Origin of the sequence: Streptomyces sp. NPDC091279 (genome assembly GCF_044757465.1) — a bacterium.
Classification (GTDB): Bacteria; Actinomycetota; Actinomycetes; order Streptomycetales; family Streptomycetaceae; genus Streptomyces.
Window position 1 is genome coordinate 37207 of record NZ_JBIVVA010000018.1, and the last position, 18985, is coordinate 56191.

General features: G+C 72.9%; 17 protein-coding genes and 1 tRNA gene. 9 read left to right on the forward strand and 9 right to left on the reverse strand.

What is annotated here, in order from left to right; translation table 11 throughout:
- Positions 1 to 22: 22 nt before the first annotated feature.
- Positions 23 to 985: a D-2-hydroxyacid dehydrogenase gene (locus ACIQOU_RS33735; RefSeq protein WP_401543400.1), complete on the reverse strand. Its 963-nt coding sequence runs from the start codon at positions 983 to 985 to the stop codon at positions 23 to 25.
- Positions 986 to 1219: 234 nt separating this feature from the next.
- Between ACIQOU_RS33735 and ACIQOU_RS33740 the strand changes: the two genes are divergently transcribed.
- The 3 genes from ACIQOU_RS33740 to ACIQOU_RS33750 all read left to right on the forward strand — a co-directional run bounded on the left by ACIQOU_RS33740 (position 1220) and on the right by ACIQOU_RS33750 (position 4038).
- Positions 1220 to 2011, forward strand: a complete 792-nt coding sequence (locus ACIQOU_RS33740; RefSeq protein WP_401543403.1) for a decarboxylase — start codon at positions 1220 to 1222, stop codon at positions 2009 to 2011.
- Entirely contained in the window at positions 2008 to 2727 is a 720-nt protein-coding gene (locus tag ACIQOU_RS33745; protein WP_401543406.1) for a decarboxylase, read from the forward strand. Before ACIQOU_RS33740 ends, ACIQOU_RS33745 begins: the two co-directional genes overlap by 4 nt.
- A gap of 222 nt (positions 2728 to 2949) precedes the next feature.
- Positions 2950 to 4038 (forward strand): LLM class flavin-dependent oxidoreductase, encoded by a 1089-nt coding sequence (locus ACIQOU_RS33750; RefSeq protein WP_401543605.1) that lies wholly within the window; start codon positions 2950 to 2952, stop codon positions 4036 to 4038.
- Here ACIQOU_RS33750 and ACIQOU_RS33755 read toward each other — a convergent pair.
- The gene (locus tag ACIQOU_RS33755) at positions 4017 to 5852 is read right to left on the reverse strand and encodes a putative bifunctional diguanylate cyclase/phosphodiesterase (RefSeq protein WP_401543408.1); all 1836 of its coding nucleotides are present in this window, start codon (positions 5850 to 5852) and stop codon (positions 4017 to 4019) included. The two genes, ACIQOU_RS33750 and ACIQOU_RS33755, sit on opposite strands and share 22 nt — an antisense overlap.
- A 344-nt stretch (positions 5853 to 6196) precedes the next feature.
- On the opposite strand from ACIQOU_RS33755, the gene ACIQOU_RS33760 reads away from it, so the two are divergent.
- The gene (locus ACIQOU_RS33760) at positions 6197 to 7459 is read left to right on the forward strand and encodes a M6 family metalloprotease domain-containing protein (RefSeq protein WP_401543411.1); all 1263 of its coding nucleotides are present in this window, start codon (positions 6197 to 6199) and stop codon (positions 7457 to 7459) included.
- Between the two features lie 174 nt (positions 7460 to 7633).
- Here the strand turns inward: ACIQOU_RS33760 and ACIQOU_RS33765 are convergent.
- The 5 genes from ACIQOU_RS33765 to ACIQOU_RS33785 form a co-directional block, all read right to left on the reverse strand.
- Positions 7634 to 7707, reverse strand: a tRNA-Lys gene (locus ACIQOU_RS33765).
- Entirely contained in the window at positions 7698 to 8321 is a 624-nt protein-coding gene (locus ACIQOU_RS33770; RefSeq protein WP_401543414.1) for a bifunctional DNA primase/polymerase, read from the reverse strand. The genes ACIQOU_RS33765 and ACIQOU_RS33770 overlap by 10 nt, the downstream gene beginning before the upstream one ends.
- A gap of 142 nt (positions 8322 to 8463) precedes the next feature.
- Positions 8464 to 8832 carry a hypothetical protein gene (locus ACIQOU_RS33775; RefSeq protein ID WP_401543417.1) on the reverse strand — a complete coding sequence of 123 codons (369 nt, stop codon included), beginning with the start codon at positions 8830 to 8832 and terminating at the stop codon, positions 8464 to 8466.
- Between the two features lie 164 nt (positions 8833 to 8996).
- Entirely contained in the window at positions 8997 to 9866 is an 870-nt protein-coding gene (locus tag ACIQOU_RS33780) for a spermidine synthase (RefSeq protein ID WP_401543420.1), read from the reverse strand.
- A 38-nt stretch (positions 9867 to 9904) separates the two neighbouring features.
- Positions 9905 to 10303 (reverse strand): hypothetical protein, encoded by a 399-nt coding sequence (locus ACIQOU_RS33785; protein ID WP_401543607.1) that lies wholly within the window; start codon positions 10301 to 10303, stop codon positions 9905 to 9907.
- Positions 10304 to 10634: 331 nt separating this feature from the next.
- Between ACIQOU_RS33785 and ACIQOU_RS33790 the strand changes: the two genes are divergently transcribed.
- The gene (locus tag ACIQOU_RS33790) at positions 10635 to 12050 is read left to right on the forward strand and encodes a hypothetical protein (RefSeq protein ID WP_401543423.1); all 1416 of its coding nucleotides are present in this window, start codon (positions 10635 to 10637) and stop codon (positions 12048 to 12050) included.
- A 272-nt stretch (positions 12051 to 12322) separates the two neighbouring features.
- On the opposite strand, the gene ACIQOU_RS33795 is transcribed toward ACIQOU_RS33790, so the two are convergent.
- The gene (locus ACIQOU_RS33795) at positions 12323 to 12919 is read right to left on the reverse strand and encodes a histidine phosphatase family protein (RefSeq protein WP_401543426.1); all 597 of its coding nucleotides are present in this window, start codon (positions 12917 to 12919) and stop codon (positions 12323 to 12325) included.
- 224 nt (positions 12920 to 13143) lie between these two features.
- Here ACIQOU_RS33795 and ACIQOU_RS33800 point away from each other — a divergent pair, with 224 nt between their 5' ends.
- From ACIQOU_RS33800 to ACIQOU_RS33815, 4 genes are all read left to right on the forward strand, one after another.
- Positions 13144 to 14094 carry a phosphatase PAP2 family protein gene (locus ACIQOU_RS33800; RefSeq protein WP_401543429.1) on the forward strand — a complete coding sequence of 317 codons (951 nt, stop codon included), beginning with the start codon at positions 13144 to 13146 and terminating at the stop codon, positions 14092 to 14094.
- 1 nt (position 14095) lies between these two features.
- Positions 14096 to 15310: a hypothetical protein gene (locus ACIQOU_RS33805; RefSeq protein ID WP_401543610.1), complete on the forward strand. Its 1215-nt coding sequence runs from the start codon at positions 14096 to 14098 to the stop codon at positions 15308 to 15310.
- 195 nt (positions 15311 to 15505) lie between these two features.
- Positions 15506 to 17098 carry a hypothetical protein gene (locus ACIQOU_RS33810; protein WP_401543432.1) on the forward strand — a complete coding sequence of 531 codons (1593 nt, stop codon included), beginning with the start codon at positions 15506 to 15508 and terminating at the stop codon, positions 17096 to 17098.
- Positions 17095 to 18429, forward strand: coding sequence for an AAA family ATPase (locus ACIQOU_RS33815; protein WP_401543434.1), 1335 nt, complete (start codon positions 17095 to 17097; stop codon positions 18427 to 18429). The genes ACIQOU_RS33810 and ACIQOU_RS33815 overlap by 4 nt, the downstream gene beginning before the upstream one ends.
- A gap of 21 nt (positions 18430 to 18450) precedes the next feature.
- Here the strand turns inward: ACIQOU_RS33815 and ACIQOU_RS33820 are convergent, their stop codons facing one another.
- Positions 18451 to 18972, reverse strand: coding sequence for a hypothetical protein (locus ACIQOU_RS33820; protein WP_401543437.1), 522 nt, complete (start codon positions 18970 to 18972; stop codon positions 18451 to 18453).
- Positions 18973 to 18985 lie beyond the last annotated feature (13 nt).

An 18985-nucleotide genomic window follows, 5' to 3' on the forward strand; every position in this document is an offset into this window, starting at 1 on the left:
CTGCCCTCCAGCGTCCGGGGGTTCAGCGTCCGGGGACGTACCCGCGTTTCTTGTCCACCACGTTCACCAGTGGCTTGCCCGCTTCCCAGCGTCCGTACAACTCCACGAACTGCGAGCCGAGTTCATCCCGCCACCCGACGACATCGCCGCTCATGTGCGGCGACACGATCAGCCCGGGCAGCCCCCACAGCGAACTCCCCTGCTCCAGCGGCTCGTTCACGAAGGTGTCGAGGGCGGCCCCGGCGATCGACCCGCTGCCGAGCGCCTCGGCGAGATCGTCCTCGACGACCAGCGCCCCGCGCCCCACGTTCACGAACCGCGCCGAGGGCCGCATCAGGGCGAACCGGCGGGCGTCGAACATGCCGCGCGTCTGCTCGGTCAGCGGAGCCGCCGCGATCACCCAGTCGGCGCGGGCGATCAGCTCGTCCAGTTCCTCGGGACCGTGGACACCGTCCTGCGCCGTCCGCCCGACGAGGGCGACGGTGATGCCGAGCGCCGTGAGCGTCCGGGCGACGGCCCGCCCGATCGGCCCCGACCCGACGACGCAGGCCCGGGTGCCGCCCACCCGCTGCGACTCCCGGTGCCGCCAGGTCCGCTCCCGCTGGAGATCCAGGGTGCGCGGCAGATCCTTGGCCATGGCCAGTACCAGGGCGGCCACGTACTCGGCGATGGGCTGGTCGAAGACGCCGCGCGCGTTGGTCACGACGGTGTCGGAGCCGGCCAGCTCGGGGCACATCAGATGGTCCACCCCGGCGCTCGCCGTATGCACCCAGCGCGGGCGCGGCCCGTCCCCCGGCCAGGCGGCACGCACCGCCCGGGAGGTGAAGTCCCACACCAACAGGGCGTCGGCGCACGGCAGTCGGTCGGCGAGGGAGGCGGCGTCGGTGTGCTCGATCCGGGCCCGCCCGGCGAGGCTGTCGAGCCGGGGGAGGGGCTCGGCGTCGAGGACGAGAAGGGTGGGCAGTGGGGCGTCTGGGTCACGCATACAGAAATTTTTCTCCGATGACGGTCGGTCGACGGGAATCGGCGCACCCACCCTGACGTGGGCGGAAGCGGCGGGAGACGTCGATGGAACGCGGGCTTAACACAGGCGTCGACGGCGACGGATTGACCCACGCTCGCACCCGAACCTACCTTCGTCAACACGGGCGTCGCGTACGTTCCGTCGCTCACTCCTTTCACCCTGTGAGGGTGGTTCCTCGTAAGGGCGGTGCCTGCCATGGACGTGACTTTTCTCGGCGGCCCCCGGCAACAGCGCGGTGTCGGTGTCGTGGCTCCCTTCGACTTCGCACTCGACCGCGAGCTGTGGCGCTGGGTTCCCGACGATGTCTCCCTGCATCTGACCAGGACCCCGTTCGTGCCGGTCGAGGTCAGTCTCGATCTGGCCCGGCTGGTCAGCGAGCACGAGACCCTCGACGACGCGGTGCGCACCCTCACCGCCGTCGCCCCCGAGGTCGTCGCCTACGCCTGCACCTCGGGCAGTTTCGTCGGCGGGATCGCCGGGGAACGCGCGATGTGCGCGGCGATGACCGGCGCGGGCGCGATCCCGTCGCTCACCACCTCGGGCGCGCTCCTGGAGGCGCTCCAGTCGTTGAACGTGCACCGGGTGGCCCTGGTCACCCCGTACACGGAGTCGGTCACCAGCTCCCTTGAGGCCTATGTCGCCGAGGCCGGAGTGACGGTCACCGGCCGCGCGTTCATGGGCCTGACCAGGCACATCTGGAAGGTCCCGTACCGCGATGTGGCCGACATGGCCCGCCGCGCGGTGCAGGACACCCCCACCGACGCGCTGTTCATCAGCTGCACCAATCTGCCGACCTACGACGTCATCCCCCAGCTGGAGGCGGAACTGCGGATGCCGGTGATCTCGGCCAACCAGGTCACGATGTGGGCTGCCCTGCGTCGACTGGGTACCCGGGCGGTAGGCCCTTATCAAGCGCTGACCGATCCGGCGGCGCGCACGGGCCAGGTACTGCCGCCCGAAGAACAGCAGCAGGAAGGCTCATCATGACGTCACTCGGATTCCTCTACCCGGGCCACTCGGCGGAGGACGACTACCCACGCATCGAACAGCTGCTGGGCACCGACATCCGCCTCGACGTGATCCACACGGACATCGGCGAGGACGCCCACCGCGTCGACGCCCTCCTCAAGATGGGCGCCCCCGACCGGCTGTCGGCCGGCGTCGAGGAACTGCGCCTGGCGGGCGCCGAGGCCGTGGTCTGGGCCTGCACCAGCGGCAGCTTCGTCTACGGCTGGGAGGGCGCCCACGAACAGGTCCGCGCCCTGGCCCTCAGCGCGGGCATGCCGGCCTCCTCCACCTCCTTCGCCTTCACCAACGCCCTGCGTGACCTGGGCCTGCGCAAGGTCGCGGTGGCGGCGACCTACCCGGAGGACGTGGCCACGCTCTTCGCCGCCTTCCTCACGGCCTCCGGCGCGGAGGTCCTCTCCACCAGGGGCGCGGGCATCATCACCGCCGCGGAAGTAGGCACCTGGGGAGAGGAGGAGGTCCTCACCCTGGCCGCCGCCGCAGACACCCCGGACGCGGAGGCCCTCCTCCTGCCCGACACCGCCCTCCACACAGCGGCCCACATCCAGACCCTGGAAAAAACCTTCAACAAACCGGTCCTCACCGCCAACCAGGTGACCACCTGGGAAGCCCTACGCCTCACAGACCGCAGGGTGAACGCCCCAGAACTGGGAGCGCTGTTCACGAGGCACGGGTAGAAGTCTTTTCAGCCCGTGGTGGTCCCCTCTGGGCGAGCTTGAGGACACCCACCCTCCCGCACTTGCCCACGTGGCCGGCCACAACCAGCCCGTCCGGCGCTTGAGGACGAGGCCGTTCAGGCCGAAGGGGGGTCTGGGGGCGCAGCCCCCAGGGGCGGACACCGAGGGTGCCCCACCGACTCGGGGCGGGTGGGTGGGCGAGGAATAACCGGAGCGCGCCTCCTGTTCCACGTCCGTCAGGACAACCCCCGTTGGAGGCAACGCGTGTTCCCCCTCTCCGTGCTGGACCTGGTCACCGTAGGCACCGGCCGCACAGCCACCCACGCCCTGCGCACCAGCGTGGACATCGCCCGCCTGACGGAGTCGAGGGGCTTCCACCGCTACTGGGTGGCGGAACACCACTCCATGCCGGGCGTGGCATCGTCCTCACCGGCGGTGATCCTGGCCCACCTCGCCGCCCACACCACCCGCATCCGCCTCGGCTCGGGCGGCGTCATGCTCCCGAACCACGCCCCCCTGGCGATCGCGGAGCAGTTCGGCACACTGGAGGCGCTGGCCCCGGGCCGCATCGACCTGGGCCTGGGCCGCGCCCCCGGCACGGACGGCGCGACGGCAGCCGCCCTGCGCCGCACCGACCGCCTCCACGAGGGCGCCGACGACTTCCCCGACCAGCTCGCGGAACTGATCCGGTTCCTCGACGACGACTTCCCCGAGGCCCACCCCTACCACCGCATCCACGCGGTCCCTGGCCCGATCCAGGCGACGTCCCCCGGTGGCGTCCAGTCCCCGAACCGCCCCCCGATCTGGCTGCTCGGCTCCTCCGGCTTCAGCGCCCAGCTGGCCGGCACCCTCGGACTGCCGTTCGCCTTCGCGCACCACTTCTCCGCGCAGAACACCATTCCGGCGCTCGACCTCTACCGCGAGTCGTTCCGCCCGAGCGCGGTCCTGGCCGCCCCGTACGCGCTGATCGGCGTCTCCGCGCTGGCCACCGACGACGAGCGCGAGGCCCGCCGCCAGGTCCGCGCGGCGGCACTGAACATGGTCCGCCTGCGCACCGGCCGCCCCGGCCTCGTCCCGTCCCCGGAGGAGGCGGAGGCCTACCAATTCAGCGCGATGGAGGCCGACTTCGTCACCTCCTGGAGCGCCAACGTCGTCCACGGCACCGCCGACGAGGTCCGCTCGGGGCTGGATGACCTCCAAAAGCGCACCGGCGCCGATGAGTTGATGCTCACCGCACACGCGCACAGCGGCGAGATCCGGTTGCGTTCCTACGAACTGATCGCCGACGCCTACGAGTTGCCGACCACCTGATCGCCGCCCCGGGCCCGCTGGACCAGCAGCTCGGGGATGCGGTCGGGCGGCACCGGGCGGGAGTACAGCCACCCCTGCCCGGTGTCGCAGCCGATCCGCAGCAACCGCGCCGCCTGCGCCGACGTCTCCACGCACTCCGCGGTGACGGTCAGCCCGAGCCGGTGCGCGAGCTGGATCATCGCCTCGACGACGACCTCGTCGGCCGGGTTGGGCGCCTCGGCCGTCTGTGCCGTTCCGGCCGCCTCGCCGTCCCCCTCGTACTGGAAGCCGCGCACGAACGCGCCGTCCAGCTTCAGGACGGACACCGGGAGCCGACTGAGGTAGGCGAGGTTGGAGTAGCCGGTGCCGAAGTCGTCGATGGCGATGCCGACGCCCATGTCACTGAGCGCCTGCAACGCCTCCAACGGCCGCCCCGCCGACCCCATCACCGCCGACTCCGTCAGCTCCAGCTGGAGCAGCCGGGGCGCGAGGCCGGTCTCCGCGAGGGTCTCGGCGACGTCGGCGACCAGGTCGGAGTCCCAGACCTGGCGGACGGCGACGTTGACGCTGACGAAGAGCGGCGGCAGCTCCGGGTGCTCCAGCTGCCAGGCGCGGGCCTGCCGGCAGGCGGTCCGCAGCACCCAGCGGCCCAGCTGCACGATGGTGCCGTCCTCCTCGGCGAGTTGGATGAACCGATTCGGCGGCAGTACCCCGAATTCGGGGTGGTGCCAGCGCACCAGCGCCTCCACCCCGTGCACCCGCCCGTCGGCCATGCCCACGAGTGGCTGATATTCGAGGGCGAACTCACCGCGTTCGACGGCCGGGCGGAGCGTGGAGGCCAGCGCCTGCCGGGTCATGCGATGGGCGTTGCGCTCCGGGTCGAAGAGCGTCCAGCGGTCCATCCCGTCGGCCTTCGCCCAGTACAACGTCGTGTCGGCGGCCTGCATCAGCGCCGTCGGCGTGGTCCCGGCCGCGCGCCGCTCCACGACCCCGATCGACGCGGACACCGACATCCGCCGCCCGTCGAGGTCGAACGGCGCCTGGATGGCTTTCAGCACCGATTCGGCGAGGTCGGCCAGCTGTTCGGTGCCGGTGGAGTCCTCGACCAGCAGCGCGAATTCGTCGTCGCCGATCCGGGCCACCAGCGGTGTTCCGGGCCGGGCCCGCCCCGCCTCCTCCGCGCACCGCCCGAGCCGCTCGGCGACGGCGGCCAGCAGCCGGTCGCCGACCCGGTGGCCGAGGGTGTCGTTGACGGCCTTGAACCCGTCCAGGTCCAGGTAGCACAGGCCGATCCGGCCGGTGCCGCCGTCGTCGTAGGAGTCGGCCTCCAGAGCGGTGGTCAGGCGTTCGAAGAACAGGGTGCGGTTGGGCAGCCGGGTCACCGGGTCGTGCAGCTGCGAGTGGCGCAGCCGGGCCTGGAGTTCCTGGCTGGCGCTGATGTCGGTGACCGACAACAGCACACCGCCGGCCTGCGCGGGCAACGGCGTGACCGTGATCTGCGCCCACACGAACTGTCCGCCGGGCTGCTTGATCCGCCGGGTGCAGCGCAGCCGGGACTCCCGTCCGCCGAGCACCTCGCAGTACGCCTGCCAGGTGCGGACGTCGGAGGCCAGCCCGATCAGGTCGGCGGCGACCCGCCCGGCCAAGGCCTCGGGCGCGCGCCCGAACAGGGCGCCGAACCCGTCGTTGGCCCGCACGACCAGCCCCGCGCGGTCGACGACCGCCATCGCGAGGGCGGCGGCCGTGAAGACGGACCGATAGATGGTGTCACTCTCTGTGACGGCGGACCGGTCGAGGTCTGCCGCGGGCGTCGGCCCTTCGGACGTTCCGCTCACCGCTCGCTCCCGCAGTGCCGCTCGATCTGTGTCCGTGCAGGAATGTGTCAGGAAAGTGTGCCGATCATAGAGGCTGGCCCCAGGGCCGTGCAGCCACTGTCCAGTGTCCAGCAACACTCCCTCCGGGGACAGATCGTTTCTGCCCGTGCCTGAACGGGTTCTCAAAATCTTCGACCGATCGTGACGTTCCGTGAGCATTCGGGGTGTCGGTCCTGTCGTTCCCTGCGCGGTTCCTGACGGCTCGTCGGCTTCCTCACTCATCTGGGGCAGACAAACAGGGCGTAGTACGACAATCTCCATGAGGCTGGGTGCGGTATCCCCGCGAACCGCTCCCGGAGGTCTTCGTGCCGCGTCAGTTTCCCCGGCCCCGACTGCGCAGCACCGCCGCCGTGTTCACCACCCTGTCCGCACTCGCCGCGACCTCTCTGGTGACCGGACACTCGGTCGCCGAGCCCTTCTCCGCCGCCCCCTGCGCCCTCAAGCGCACCGACGCCCACCACTCGGAGGGCGTCGACACCTGGAACCGTTCCTACCCGCGCCCGGCCCGCCGGCTCGACGCGGTGATGATCTATCTGTCGTTCCCGGACGCGGCCCCGCGCACCACGCCGGCGCAGATCACCGCCGACCACTTCCCGGCCACCAGCCGCTTCTTCGAGCGGGCCTCCTACGGCCGGTTCACCCTGCGCCCGCACCCGCTCGACCACTGGATTCGGATGCCGCACCCGTCGACGTCGTACGCCATGCGGCGTGACTGGGACCCCGAGCGCCGGGCCGCCTACCTGCGGGATGCGCTGAAGGCGGCCGATTCCGAGGTCGACTTCTCGCGCTACGACGTCGTCTACTTCGTCGCCGATCCGGACGCGCCCGGCGTGGACGCGGACGCCACGAAGGTGGTCAACATGGATGTCCCGCTGCGGGCCGACGGCACCGACATCCGCCGGGTCGTCACGGTCTTCGAGCGGCACCCGCCGGACCGTCTGGTGCTGGCCCACGAGACCGGTCACGTCTTCGATCTGCCGGACCTCTACCACCGTCCGGCCGACAACAAGGGCGACTGGGACACCTATGTCGGCGACTGGGATCTGATGGGCAGCCAGTTCGGACTGGCGCCGGATCTGTTCGGCTGGCACAAGTGGAAGCTGGGTTGGCTGGAACCGCGCCAAGTGGTGTGCGCGTCGGGGCGCGGAACGACCCGGCTGACCCTCGAACCGCTGGAAGCGGGTCCCGGCGTTCCGCTCACGGGCACGGCGGGCGCGGCCGCCTTCGGCCTCGGCCGGGGCACCAAGCTGGCGGTGGTGCGCACCGGCCCCGACAGCGCCCTGGCCTTCGAGGCGCGCGGCCCGGTCGGCAACGACAGCGCGCTCTGCCGCTCCGGCGTCCTCGTCTACCGGATCAACGGCGACCAGCGCTCCGGCGACGGTCCGATCCAGGTGCTCGACGCCCACCCCCGCACCGAGGCCTGCTGGGAGAACTCCGTCTACCCCCCGCTGGCCGACGCCCCGGTCTCCCTCGGCGAAAGCTTCACGGTCCCCGGCGACCACGTGAAGGTGGAGGTCGAGGGCAGAACAACCTCCGGCGCCTGGAACGTAAAGATCACCACCGGCTGACCGGGAGCACGGGGGAGTGTGGGGGAGGGGATGGGGTACCCCTCGACCAACGCCAGCTGCAAGGTTGGGGGGTGTGGGTGGCGAAGCCCCCACAGCGCGCGGCGAAGCCGCGCAAAAACAACGATAGCGAGACAGGTTCGCGCTTTCCGCGAACATGCCTCGCCATCGCTAGCGTGCGCCGTCAGGGACTCGAACCCCGGACCCGCTGATTAAGAGTCAGCTGCTCTAACCAACTGAGCTAACGGCGCCTGCTGACGTCGTAGACCTTAGCACTGTGTTCGGCGGGAGGAAAAATCGATATCCGTACCGCCGCACGGGCCGCGCGGACGGCTGCCCAGAGCAGGATCTCGGGCCCTGGCAGCCACGGGTGCCGGGTGTCCGGCGCCACCAGCCAGCGGGGTTCGGGCCGGTCGGCGGGGGCGTCGCCGGCGAGCGGCGGGGGCAGGGTCACGGCGTCGCCGTTGCCGTGGCAGAGCAGGGGCGGGATGTCGCCGGTGCGGGAGCGGCGTTCCTCGTGGCCCTGGACGCCCCACTCCTCCCAGCGCAGCAGCGACGGCAGCCGCTGGGCGGTGCCCGGCGCCGCGAACATCAGCATCCGGCCGCGCAGGACGGCCACCGGACCGGTGCCGGGGCCCTCCTCCCAGAGCTGGTCGACCATCCGGCGTCCGAAGACGGCGGGCGCGCTGACGATGTCGAACGCGTGCCCGCACGGCAGGACGACGGGGGCCTCGGGCCGTTCCGCCCAGAGCGCGAGGGTGCTGCGCGGATATGCCCCGGCCGAGGCCAGCCAGGCGGCTCCGTCGGAGGTGACCCCGGCGGCGTCGAAGCGATCGGTGTACGGCTCGTTCCGCGTGCTGCTCATGCCGCATGTCTACCGGCTGTGAGTGCGCGGTTTCCGTGGGTTGCGGAAACCGGGGACAGGGACGGGCGCGAGCGAGTATCTTGCCCGCCCGCCTGGCATATGCCGGGGCCGGGTTTCCCCACGTCAGGGGGCGCGCGGGGGCTCAGTGCGGGCCGATGGCCTCGCGCCCGTCGCCGCCCCCGCGCATCAGGTCCCGTCCGTACTCGACCATCTTCAGCGCGTAGTCCTCGGTCCACTCGGCCCGCTCCGCGATCGTCGCGGGCGTCAGCCGGTCGAACCGGCGCGGGTCGGCCAGCTGGGCCGCCGCGATCGCCTGGTACTCCACGGCCCGGTCGGCCGCCGCACGGAAGGCGTGCGCCAGCTCCGTCGCCCGCGCGAGCAGCGCCCGCGGGTCGTCGATCGACTCCAGGTCGAAGAAGCGGTCCGGATCGGCCGCCGCCTCCGCGGGCTCGAAGAGCAGGGGCGCGGGGCGTAGCCGCGGTTCGTTCCGACGCGGCTGGGGCTCCGCCATGTCTTCTCCTCCTCGTACGTGAGCGTGACCCGCACACCGTCCGGGCCACCGTCCATTGTCCCGCGAGCGCGCAAGAGGGCCGGATCGAGGCCGGTCCCGGCTGCCCGACGCGCGGGCCCGACGTGGTGTTCCCGGCCGAACGGCGGTCCCGGCGCCCGGTGCGGTCAGCGGAACACGGCGGCCGGTGGCGCCGGGGAGGCGACCGCCGACGCGTCCGTCACCGCGACCGCGCCGCCGGTGAAGTCCCGCAGCGCGCGCCCGTGTTCGACCCGCCCGGGGTGCGGGTCGGAGGCGGCCCGCCGGGTCAGCTCCGGGATCGGCAGCGGGACGTCGGCGGCGACCAGGACCGCGTTGCCGAACCGCCGGCCGCGCAGCACGGTGGGATCGGCGACCAGTGCGAGTTCCCGGAAACGGGCGGCGGCCGTGGCGATCTGGCCGCGCAGATGGGTCAGCGGCGGCCCGTCCGCGAGGTTCGCGGCGTAGACACCGTCCGGGCGCAGCACCCGGCGGACGTCGTCGAGGAACTCGGTGGAGGTGAGGTGGGCCGGGGTGCGGGCGCCGTCGAACACGTCGGCGACGACGAGGTCGGCCCAGCCGTCGGGCACCTTGGCGAGCCCGGCACGGGCATCGGCGGACCGCACCCGGATGCGGGCGTTGGTGTCCAACGGCAGCTCCCGCCGGACCAGTTGGACCAGGGGCGCGTCCCACTCGACGACCTGCTGGGTGGAGCGGGGGCGGGTGGCGGCGACGTACCGGGCGAGGGTGAGGGCGCCGCCGCCCAGGTGAACGGCGTGCACCGGCCGGCCCGCCGGTGCCACCAGGTCGATGACGTGCCCGAGCCGGCGCTGGTACTCGAAGGACAGATACCCGGGGTCGTCCAGGTCGACGTGCGACTGCGGCGCCCCGTCGATGAGCAGCGTCCAGGCCCGCGCCCGGTCCCGGTCGGGTATCAGCTCGGCGAGCCCGCCGTCGACGTTCTCGACGACGGACTCGGCGGCGCCCTGTCCGCGCCGGGCGTTCCTGGACTTTCCCATGGCGTCCATTATCGGCGGGCCCGTCCGGGCGGGCGACGTCAGCGGCAGTTGTCGGCGGCCGCGATCAGCCGGGCCGCCTCGCCCAGCGCCCGGCGCAGCACCGCCGGATCGGTCGCCAGGTCGCTGTCGCCGGGCGGCAGCAGCCAGTCCGAGCCCTCGACCGGCGGCGTCGGATGCAGGCTCAGGCCCCGGCCCTCGGTCTGCGTGCAGGTGCTGCCGGGCACGTCCCAGGCGGCGGCGGTGCCGGGCGGCACCAGGAAGCCGAGAGAGCCGCAGCCGTCGTCGTGCAGAACGGGGCCCATCTCGTCGGCGGCGCCCCGGCGCAGGATGTCCACCGCCTCCAGGCCTTGGCGCGCGGGCACCATCACCAGGTCGCAGGCGGGCCCGGAGCACGGGGCCGCGCGGCTGTCCGTCGGGGGCGGCGGATGTGCGGTCATCGCCACCTGTGTGGTCGTTCTGGTCGTCATTCCGGCCTCCACCACGGAACCCCTCCTTGAACGAGAGCGGACCGCGAATCGGGCGACTCCCGGTCCGCCCGGTTCAACGCGACAGAGTGTCAACAGCAACGGGCGAAGTCAGCCACAAAGGATGGCACTTCATGGCAGATCGTGGATGAGATATCCGGTTTGTAGCTAAACAGTGTGTGGCGCATCCGGCACAGCCGGTACGTTCATGCCCGCCGGACCCCTGGGGCGATCGTGTACCTACACGTTCAACTCAGGCCAAATCCGGCAGGGTTCGACGGTTCGCACGAGAGGACCCCCGGCCATGGCGTCGTCACCCGCGACCCCGCCCCAGCCCGACCGGCCCCCCCGCCCCAACCTCGACTTCCGCCGACTGCGCGGTCGCCGCTCACCCGCCGAGTTCGCCGCCGACGTCCGCAGGGCCGCCCGCGACATCGGCGAGCGGGTCAGCTGCGACGCGCGCTACGTCGGCCGGGTCGAGGCGGGCGAGATCCGCTGCCCCAACTACGCGTACGAACGGGTGTTCCTGCATATGTTTCCCGGCCGCACGCTCGCCGACCTGGGCTTCTCGCCCCGCGCCGCCGTCCGGGGCCGCAGACCGGGCGGCCCGGATGAGACACCGGAGCCACCCGAGCCGTATGACACACCGAGCACAGCAGGACCACCCGTCACTCACGACCCGTACGAACATCACGAGAACCGCGAGGAGAGCGACGTGCTGCGTCGCGCATTCATGACCGGCGGGGGCGCCACCGTGGCCGCCGTCTCCCTGGGCCTTGGCCAGGACGCCGTGGCCACGGAACGTCCCGTGCGCCGCCCCGGTGCCAGCGAAGCCGGCGCCCTGGAAGAAGCCGTCCTGCGCATCCGGCTGCTCGACGACCGGCACGGCGCCGACGGCCTCTACATGCGCGCGGCCGAACCGTTGCGCGCCGCGTACGCGCTGCTCGACGCCGGCGCGACCCGGCAGACGACCGCCGACCGCCTGCACTCGGGCGCCGGTGAACTCGCCATCTCCGTGGGCTGGCTGGCCCACGACTCCGGCCGCTTCGACGACGCCCGCTCGCACTACGCGGAGGCGCTCGCCACCGCCCGCATGACCGGCGACGACGCCCTGGAGGCGCACGCCTTCTGCAACACGGCGTTCCTCGCCCGCGACGCCGGGCGCCCCCGCGAGGCGGTGCGCGCCGCGCAGGCCGCGCAACGCGCCGCGCGCTCCCTGGGCTCCGCGCGCCTGATGTCGCTGCTCGCGCTGCGCGAGGCCGGTGGCTGGGCGGGCCTCGCCGACCGCGCCGCCTGCGCCCGTGCCCTGGCCCGCGCGCAGGCCCTCTACGAACGCGGCCACTCGGACGCCGACCCCGAGTGGATGACGTTCTACGGACCGGCCGAGGTGGAGGGCCTGGAGGCGCAGTGCTGGTCGACGCTGGGCGACTGGCGGCGTGCCGCCCGCCATGCGCGCCGGGCGGCGCGGCTCCAGGACCCGCACTTCCTGCGCAACATCGCCCTCTATACGGCGGAACTCGCCGACGATCTCGCCAGGGACGGCCGCCCGGACGAGGCCGCCACCGCGGGGCTGCGCGTCCTGCATCTCCTGGAGGAGGTCCAGTCGTCCCGCGTCCAGACCATGCTGGCGGCCACGGCGCGCGTGCTGCTCCCGCACCGCCGAGCAGCAGGGGTAACCGAATTCCTGGACCGCCACGCCTCCCTACCCCGCCCGGTATGAACACAAGCCGCTTCGCGGGAAGGGGCGGCACGGGTCGCTGGGCGAGCGCGGGCCCGTCGTGGCTGCCCGCGCAGTTCCCCGCGCCCCTTATCGGCGTTGCCCAGCCGTGTCTCGACAGGGACCCTGCACCCTCTTTATGCCATGGTCCGGCCGCATGGCGGCTACGGTTCGGCAGCGCCCCAAAGGGGCGCGGGGAACTGCGCGACAAGCCACGATGGCGCCGCACCCGAACTACGACCTGTTCCGCCCCAGTCCAGCGGACGGCTCCGGACTCAACCGGCGAGATGACCGACGTCGTTCCAGTGCTCCAGGGCCGGCTGCCCGTACGCCCAGCCCAGGACGGACAGGGACGTCGGGTTCAACCGTATACGCGCCGCGAAATCGAGCGGCAGCCCCAGCCACCGCGCCCCGATCGACCGCAGAATGTGCCCGTGCGCGAACACCAGCACATCCCGCTCAGCCCCCCGCGCCCAATCGACCACCGCATCCGCCCGCGCGGTCACCTCGGCCAAGCTCTCGCCCCCGGGCACCCCGTCCCGCCAGATGAGCCACCCGGGCCGCACGGCCTGAATCTCCTGGGGAGTCAGCCCCTCATAGTCGCCGTAGTCCCACTCCATGAGCGTGTCCCAGGGCTCAGCCCGCCCACCGAACCCGGCGATCTCACACGTCTCACGCGCGCGTGCCAACGGACTCGTCCGCACCTCCACCCCGGGCAACCCGTCGAGCGGAGCGCGCCGCAGACGTTCGCCCAGCAGCTTCGCGCCGCGCCGCCCCTCGTCGAGGAGAGGGATGTCCGTCCTGCCGGTGTGCTTGCCGGACAACGACCACGCGGTCTGTCCGTGCCGTGCCAGCAGGATGCGCGGAGCCATGAAGAAACCTTTCGGGAGCCCGCGGAGGAATCTCCGGGAGTCCTGGGGAGAAAAGGACAGGCGGAACGTCTCCATCATCGCGCACCCTGGCCAGGGGCAACCCGGTGGGCGGTCCCGGCGTCCTTGAGTGCCGGGGCGCCCCTACAGGTGGCGCACATACGCCGTAAAGTGAGCCGACCGGAGCGCCGGGCGCCGCGCGACACCGAATGGGGGAGGGTGATCGGATGCCGTTGACCGAGACACCGGACATAGAGGCGGCCCCGCGCACCCGCCCGCGCTGGTGGACCGAGCTGCCGTTGATCCTGCTGGTCTACGCCTGCTACTCGGCCGGACGGCTCCTCGCGCGCGGGGACGTGAGCGGCGCCGTCGATCACGGCCTGGCGATCCTGCGCGTCGAGAAGTTCCTGCACATCAACGCCGAGCACCCCCTCAACCGGCTCTTCACGCAGCACGCCTGGCTCGGCGTCCCGGCCGACTTCTGGTACGCCTCGCTGCACTACCTGGTCACGCCCGCGCTGCTGGTCTGGCTGTTCCGGTCCCGCACCGCGCACTACCGCGCGGCCCGCACCTGGCTGATGACGTCCACCTTCATCGGCCTGATCGGCTTCACCCTGCTGCCGACCTGCCCGCCCCGGCTGCTCGCCGCGGGCCACGGCTTCGTCGACACGATGGCCCAGTACAGCTCCTACGGCTGGTGGGGCGGCGAGGCCAGCGCGCCCCGGGGCCTCGGCGGCATGACCAACCAGTACGCGGCGATGCCGAGCCTGCACGTCGGCTGGGCGCTGTGGTGCGGGATCATCCTGTGGCGCTTCGGGGGCACCCGGCTGACGAAGTTCCTCGCGGTGGCCTACCCGTTGCTCACCACGATCGTCGTCATGGGCACGGCGAACCACTACTTCCTGGACGCGGTCGCGGGCGTCGTCGTGATGGGCATCGGCCTGCTCCTGACGCCGCTCGTGACCCGCCTCGCGGACCGGCTGCGGACGCGGCTCGCCGGGGCCGTGAGGGGCTTCCGGGGCGGGGGCGACCCGATTGTCAGTGGCGGATGCCAGACTTCGGCGGGTGAGCGAATTCCACGGCAGCGCGAGTCGCACGTCGCACCAGGAGCAGGGGCAGGCGAACCGGCCGCCGCACCCTCGGACGCGGGCGACGGGGCTCCGGCAGCGGCTCGCTGAGCTGCGCGGCCCGGACGTCCCGGCCAAGGCGCTGGACGCCCGCGCCCTCGCGGCGCTCGCCGCCAACCCCGGCTGCCGTCGCCGCGCGATCCTCGACGGCGCGGGGGTGAACAAGGCGGCGCTCGCGGACACGCTGGGCGCCCCGTCCGGCTTCGGCCAGTCCCAGTTCGCGCTGACCCGGGGCAACGCGTTCGAGGCCAAGGTCAAGGCGGACGGCGGCGCGGAGCTGCTGCGCCTGGTCCACGAGAAGCTCGACCCGACGGCCACCGCGCCCGCCCACGCGCACGTGCCCGACCTCACCGCCTCGGGCCCCGAGGGCCGCACCGCCCGCACGTCCCTGACCCTGCGCGAAGCCACCCAGCCCGCGACAGCCGAGAACGACGCCGAGACCGCCGAGAACGGCAAGAACGGCGACGAGGGCGACCTGAGCGACCGGGGCACCGGCCGCTGGACCCTCCTCGACCACCCGATGCTCGCCCTGGACGTGGCCGGTTCGCCCGCCTTCCTGGAGCCGGACGCCGTCGTCGTGCACCCCGACGGGAGCTGGACCGTCGTCGAGATCAAGTCCTTCCCGATGCTGGACGGTTCCGCCGACCCGGCGAAGGTCGGCGCCGCCGCCCGCCAGGCCGCCGTCTACGTCCTCGCCCTCGAACAGGTCGCCGCCCGCCTCGACCCACCCCCCGAGGTGCGCCACCAGGTCCTGCTGGTCTGCCCGAAGGACTTCTCCAACCTGCCGACCGGCGCCGCCGTCGACGTACGCAGGCAACACGCGGTCACCAGGCGCCAGTTGGCCCGCCTCACCCACATCGAGGACATCGCGGACACGCTCCCCAAGGGCACCTGCTTCTCCCCGCTCCTGCCCGCCGAGGAGCTGACCGCCGCCGTCGAGTCGGTCCCGGCCACCTACGCCCCCGAGTGCCTGTCCGCCTGCGAACTGGCCTTCCACTGCCGCGACCGCTCCCGCGCGTCCGGCGAGGTGACCACCCTGGGCCGCTCCCTCCGCGCCGAACTGGGCGGCCTGACCACCGTGGAGTCCGTCCTGGCCGCCGCCCGAGGCGAGACCGGCGACCCCGACGACCCAGCCGTGGCCGCCCTACGCCGCGCGGCCCACCTCCGTACGGAGGCATTGCAGACGGCGGCGACCCGACGGACCGAGGCGGAACGGACGGCCACCGAACGGCCCACGCTGGAGCCGACGGGGAGCGTGCCGCGATGAACATGCCGGTGCGCGTACCCCCGTTGCACGCGGGGCGAGCCCGGCCTTCCGGCGGTGGCTCGGCGCCGGGCGGCACGTCTGCGTGCGGAGGCGCTGGAGACGGCAGCCGCGCGGTGGGCCGGATTGGGGTCGGCGGGGAGGGGCGCCGGTGAACGTGCTCGTGGGCTCATCGTCGTTTCTCCTGGAGGGCGTTCCATGTCGCTGATCTCGACCTTGGCGCGGCTCGAAGCCGTCAGCAGTGGGTTCGCGCGGCCTGCTGCGACTGTTCGGCATCGGCACGTGTCCGAACGGCCTTTGGTGCTCGTGCCGTTGACGACGGCGGGCGAGGCCGGGGCGCCACTCGGTGCGCTGGTCGGGACCGACCGGGACCACCCGAGGCTGCTGGTCGTGCCGCAGCCCCGCGACCGTGACCTCCGGTTCGGGTTCCTGGCCGAACTGGCCGACGTCGTCCTGCCGTTCATCGAGGAGTACGCGGGCGCGGTGGAGGCCGCCGAGCGCAACGAGACCGACCCGGAGACCGGCAAACGCGTCAAGGTCGAGGTCGAACTGTGCGCGGACGCACCGCAGTTGATCGTGCCGAACCGCGCGGGCGCCGAGTTCGTGCGGCTGCTCGGGCGCTCCACACGGTTCCGTCGGACCGCCGAGCAGGACCCGGAGGCTCCGCATCCGGCGCCGCCGCGCGTGCCGTTGCTCGGCCGCTGGCTGACCCACTACGGGGAACGCGCCCGGGTGCCGGGCTCCTCGCTGCTGGCGGCCATGACGGACCTGCTGTCCCGGCACTGGGCGAGCGGCCAGTCCACCCTGGAGGACCAGCACCTGGGCGCGCTCCTCGCCTGGATCGACCCGCCGCCCGGGCACACCGGCGCCGAGGCCGCGCGGCACGCCGAGAGCGCCCGTGACGCGCAGGGCCAACTCCGGTGCCCACCGGCCGGACCGGCCACCGACCCGGCGTTCGACAACAAGCTCCTCGCCCCCGCCTTCGAGCGCTACGACCGCGCGCGGACCGCGCTCGCCGCCGCCGAGGACGGCCTCGTGGCGGACGAGCGGCTCGCTCGACTCACCGTTGTGGAACGGGAGATCCGCGCCCTGGTCGAGAGCGCGACGCTGCCCGCCTGGAACGCCGTCTGGCGCGGGCTCGACCTGCTGCGCACCCTGCCCGCAGGGGCGCACGTCGAGGAACGGTGGACGCGCGACCGCTGGTCGTTCACCGGCCAGCGTGACCGCATCGCCGCGGGCGAGCCGCCCCAGCCGCGCCGCGACGACGCGGTCACCGCCGCCAACAAACTCGCCGCGCGGGAGCGGGAACAGGCCCGCCTGGAGGCACAGGAAGCGCTCGACGACCCGTTGGTGATGGCGGGGCGGCGGCTGGCCGGGGAGGCGTTCGAGGGGGAGGTCGTCGACGTCGTCATGGCGTACAGCGAGGGCAAGCGGCCCAGCCCGCGCCCGCTGCTGACCGTCCGCACCGACGACCGGCCGCAGCTGGCCGAACGGGCCAGGGCGTACCGGCAGTTGGGCGGCAAACCGCAGGCGACGGAGTGCGTCGAGGTCGAGGAGGACGGCGCCCTGATCGTGCTGCGGGTCCTCGACAAGATGGGGCGCGGCAAGGAACCGGAACCCGGTTCGGTGCCGGAGAAGGGCGACCGGATCTGCTGCACGCTGTTCGAGCACGAGCAGCGCGGCGGCGCGAAGCTGCCCGACCCGGAGGACACCCCCTGGACCCACGGCGGACCGCCCGGCGAGGCCGCGCCCGAGGCGGCCGACCCGGTCACCGAGGAGGACGTGCTGTGACCGTCGTTTTCGATCCCGGGGCCGAGGCGGCGCGGGTCACCGCGGACATCCTGCGCGACACCCTGCACGGCGACGGTCGGGGCGTGGTCGTCGACTCGCCGCCCGGCGCCGGGAAGTCCACGCTCGTGGTCCGGGCCGCGCTCGAACTGGCCGACGCGGGACGCCCGTTGATGGTGGTCGCGCAGACCAACGCGCAGGTCGACGACCTCGTCCTCCGGCTCGCCGAGAAGAACCCCGAGCTGCCCGTCGGCCGCCTGCACAGCAGCGACGCCGACGCCTACGACAAGGCCCTGGACGACCTGCCGACCGTCCGCACGTCGGCCAAGGCGGGCGACCTGACCGGGCTCGCGGTGGTGGTCTCGACGGCCGCCAAGTGGGCGCACGTGAAGGTCGACGAGCCCTGGCGGCACGCGATCGTCGACGAGGCGTACCAGATGCGCTCGGACTCCCTGCTCGCCGTCGCCGGGCTGTTCGAACGGGCGCTGTTCGTGGGCGACCCGGGGCAGTTGGACCCGTTCGCGATCGTCGGCAGCGAACAGTGGGCGGGCCTGTCATACGACCCGTCGGCGTCCGCCGTCAGTACATTGCTGGCCCACAACCCGCGCCTGCCCCAGCACCGGCTGCCGGTCTCCTGGCGGCTGCCCGCGTCGGCGGCGCCGTTGGTCTCCGACGCGTTCTACCCGTACACGCCGTTCCGCAGCGGCACCGGGCACGACGACCGGCGGCTCGCCTTCGCCGTGCCGTCGGACGGTTCGGGCCCCGACCGGGTCATCGACGAGGCGGCACACGCCGGTTGGGGCCTGCTGGAGCTGCCCGCCCGGCACACCCCGCGCACCGACCCGGAGGCGGTGCGCGCGGTGGCGGCGGTGGTCCGACGGCTCCTGGACCGGGGCGGCGCGGCGACATCGGAACGCTCACCGGACCCGGTCCCGCTCACCGCCGACCGGATCGCCGTCGGCACCGCACACCGCGACCAGGCGGCGGCGGTCCGGGCGGCCCTGGCCGACCTCGGCGTCAGCGACGTCACGGTCGACACGGCGAACCGGCTCCAGGGCCGCGAGTACGACGTCACCGTCGTCCTCCACCCGCTCTCAGGCCGCCCCGACGCGACCGCCTTCCACCTGGAGACGGGCCGCCTCTGCGTCCTGGCCTCCCGCCACCGCCACGCGTGCGTGGTCGTCTGCCGCGCAGGAGTGAGCGACCTCCTGGACGACTACCCGTCCACGGAACCGGTCCAGTTGGGAACGCTGGTGAAGTTCCCGGACGGCTGGGAAGCGAACCACGCGGTGCTGACGCGGTTGCGGGAACACCGGGTGGAGTGGCGGCCCTGACGCGGTCAGCAGGGGCGCCGGTCAGTAGGTGATCACTTCCACCCGGGGTGGGCCGTCGTGCCAGGTGCAGAAGACCGTCACCCGGTCCGCGCCCGAGGTGAACTCGACGCGAATCCAGGACGCCGTCTTCCACACCTGCATCGACCAACTCGCCGCCGGTGTCGCAGAGACGAGGGTCGCCGACACGGGGCCCAGATCGAAGACCGCACGACCGCCGCCGGTGTCATAGGACTTGACGTCGCCCGAGGTGGCCGGGGCGGGGGAGGGCACGAGGGTGGGCGTGGGACTCGGCGCCGGGGACGTCGAGCGGGCCGGGGCCGGGGAGGGTGCCCGGGTCGGGGCGGGGGACCGGCTCGTCGCGGACACCGGCGGCTCCGACTGCCGGGGCGTCGCCCCGTTCGCCCCGCCCGTCGGGATCGGCAGCGCGCGGGGCGGGTCGTACACCGTGCCCGCCAGCACCGTGTGCACACCCCACCACGACAACGTGGTCGCCGCGCTCGTGGCCAACGTCCAGGCGAATACGTGTACGAGTCCTCTGCGCATCGCGGGCCATCCT

Coding starts and splice junctions, on each gene's coding strand:
- ACIQOU_RS33735 (WP_401543400.1), bottom strand. CDS start 985: ATGCGTGACCCAGACGCCCCACTGCCCACCCTTCTCGTCCTCGACGCC.
- ACIQOU_RS33740 (WP_401543403.1), top strand. CDS start 1,220: ATGGACGTGACTTTTCTCGGCGGCCCCCGGCAACAGCGCGGTGTCGGT.
- ACIQOU_RS33745 (WP_401543406.1), top strand. CDS start 2,008: ATGACGTCACTCGGATTCCTCTACCCGGGCCACTCGGCGGAGGACGAC.
- ACIQOU_RS33770 (WP_401543414.1), bottom strand. CDS start 8,321: ATGAGCAGCACGCGGAACGAGCCGTACACCGATCGCTTCGACGCCGCC.
- ACIQOU_RS33775 (WP_401543417.1), bottom strand. CDS start 8,832: ATGGCGGAGCCCCAGCCGCGTCGGAACGAACCGCGGCTACGCCCCGCG.
- ACIQOU_RS33780 (WP_401543420.1), bottom strand. CDS start 9,866: ATGGGAAAGTCCAGGAACGCCCGGCGCGGACAGGGCGCCGCCGAGTCC.
- ACIQOU_RS33785 (WP_401543607.1), bottom strand. CDS start 10,303: ATGACCGCACATCCGCCGCCCCCGACGGACAGCCGCGCGGCCCCGTGC.
- ACIQOU_RS33790 (WP_401543423.1), top strand. CDS start 10,635: ATGGCGTCGTCACCCGCGACCCCGCCCCAGCCCGACCGGCCCCCCCGC.
- ACIQOU_RS33795 (WP_401543426.1), bottom strand. CDS start 12,919: ATGGCTCCGCGCATCCTGCTGGCACGGCACGGACAGACCGCGTGGTCG.
- ACIQOU_RS33800 (WP_401543429.1), top strand. CDS start 13,144: ATGCCGTTGACCGAGACACCGGACATAGAGGCGGCCCCGCGCACCCGC.
- ACIQOU_RS33810 (WP_401543432.1), top strand. CDS start 15,506: ATGTCGCTGATCTCGACCTTGGCGCGGCTCGAAGCCGTCAGCAGTGGG.
- ACIQOU_RS33820 (WP_401543437.1), bottom strand. CDS start 18,972: ATGCGCAGAGGACTCGTACACGTATTCGCCTGGACGTTGGCCACGAGC.